The organism is Marinobacter sp. UBA2498 (genome assembly GCF_002341575.1).
Lineage (GTDB): Bacteria > Pseudomonadota > Gammaproteobacteria > Pseudomonadales > Oleiphilaceae > Marinobacter > Marinobacter manganoxydans.
Map to the genome: position 1 here is coordinate 6041 of NZ_DDOI01000109.1, position 2168 is coordinate 8208.

The 2168-nt window shown below is 52.3% G+C and carries 2 protein-coding genes; one reads left to right on the forward strand and one right to left on the reverse strand.

Features of this window, described 5'->3' with window-relative positions:
• Positions 1-143: 143 nt before the first annotated feature.
• Complete coding sequence (locus tag B2W52_RS15280; protein ID WP_273071684.1) at positions 144-1505, forward strand: MBL fold metallo-hydrolase; 1362 nt, start codon at positions 144-146, stop codon at positions 1503-1505.
• A gap of 3 nt (positions 1506-1508) precedes the next feature.
• On the opposite strand, the gene B2W52_RS15285 is transcribed toward B2W52_RS15280, so the two are convergent.
• Positions 1509-1952: a pilin gene (locus B2W52_RS15285; RefSeq protein WP_273071683.1), complete on the reverse strand. Its 444-nt coding sequence runs from the start codon at positions 1950-1952 to the stop codon at positions 1509-1511.
• Positions 1953-2168 lie beyond the last annotated feature (216 nt).

Below are 2168 nucleotides of genomic sequence, written 5' to 3' on the forward strand. Positions count from 1 at the left end.
CTGGCCTCGTCTGCTACCTTGATGACATCTGGGAGGATAGAGCTGTAATGCATGCGATTCGCTTCCTGCTTCAGATCAAAACGTCATGAACTAAGATGGGTAATAGTAACACTCCTTTAACAAAGAACCAGAAGGACGCCTCTATGAAACTTCGCTTCCTTGGCGGCACGGGAACCGTCACCGGCTCCCGCTACCTGCTCTCGGACGACAAGCACCGGGTACTGGTGGACTGCGGCATGTACCAGGGCGTGAAAACCCTGCGCCGCCGCAACTGGGCGAAGTTTCCGGTGGATCCTTCCACCATTGATACGGTAGTACTTACCCACGCTCATATTGACCATTCCGGCTACCTGCCAGCCCTCGTGAAAAACGGCTTCAAAGGCAAGGTTTACTGCACCAAAGCCACTCATGAATTGTGCAAGGTACTCCTACCAGACGCCGGCTTTCTGCAGGAGGAGGATGCGAAATACGCCTTCCGCAAGAAGTTCTCGAAGCACGAGAAGCCGGAGCCGTTGTTTACCGAGAAAGACGCCTGGGAAGCCCTCAAGCACTTTGAATCCCTGCATTATCACGAGACATTCGAACCAGTAAAAGGTTTCGAGGTCACGTTTAGCCCGGCCGGCCACATACTTGGCTCTTCCTGCGTGCACGTTCATCACAAGGGCGCGGACAGGACGGTCGTGTTCAGCGGTGACGTGGGGCGACAGAACGACGTCATCATGCGTCCGCCGGAGCCGCTGCAGAATGCCGACGTGCTGGTCTGTGAATCGACCTATGGGGATCGAGCCCATGGCGAGACAGACCCTGAGGCGGTTCTCGCTGAAATCATTACCCGTACCGCGGGGCGCGGAGGTATCGTGCTTCTACCGGCGTTTGCCGTTGGGCGAGCACAAATGCTGCTGTATGTGATTCATAAAATTATGGCTGACGGGAAGATTCCCAAGCTACCCGTGTTCCTGAACAGCCCGATGGCCATCAAGGCCACGGAGATCTTCTGCAAGCACCATAAAGAACACAAGCTCAGTGCGGCGCAGTGCGAGCTGATTGATGACAAAACCAATTTTGTTCGCAAGGTGGAAGAATCTATTGAGCTAGATGCAGTGCGTTATCCGTGCGTGATTATTTCAGCCAGTGGAATGGCCAGTGGCGGACGGGTATTGCACCATTTGAAGACGTTGCTACCCAATCCTCGAAATAGCGTTGTTTTTGCTGGCTTTCAGGCGCCCGGAACTCGTGGGGACGCGCTAGTGAATGGTGCAGAATCGGTGAAGATCCACGGAGAGTATTGGCCGGTTAAAGCCGAGATTCATAACCTGGATTCGCTATCTGCGCATGGGGATTACAACGAGATCTTGGCATGGCTTGAGCAGGGCTCATTAGAACCCGAGAAGGTTTACGTCACTCACGGGGAGATGGTTGCGAGTGACGTTATGCGGAAACGGATTCGGGAAAAGTTTGGTTGGGATGTTGAGGTGCCGGAGTTGTTTGAGGAGGTGCAGATTTAGCACCTACAAAACGACACATCCGGGTGGTCGATAATCTGACCGCCAGCCACCGGCGGCGGTTTTATCAATCTTACAGGCCCATGTCCCGACTGCGTCTCGTTCAAATCTTAAAACAACTCCAACCAAATTCGGATGTGCGTTGCCACCCATTGTCACCTCAATGTGACCGGATCCGTCAGAATTGGCTAATCCTACGTCAGTGGCTATCGTGCCATTCGTCAGATTTGAAGGCACGTAACCGAGATCCGAATTATAGACCGTGCCGCCATTGGATACTTGGATCTCGAATGCCGATTTGTAGGCTCCAAGTTCGCCGACTGCGCGATTTATCTGTGATTTCAAAACATTATCGTGGTAAAGCGGTATGGCAACCGCAGCTAGGATACCAATGATGGCAACAACGATCATAAGTTCGATTAGGGTGAAGCCTGTGGTTTGTTTGTGCATAGGATATAGGCGCCGAATCTTTCTGGTTCTGGAAATGGTGATCTGTTCTAATTCATCAGCAATAAGCAGACCAGACTTGGTTCAACGAGATTCAGTTATCGGGCATCTGAGAGGGATGTCGCGGGAAGTTACCGTGGAACCAAAATCTGGGTAACTGCCCCAGTGACGTTTCATCCTGGTAGTCGGTCAAATCACCTTCCATTGCCTCTCGATATC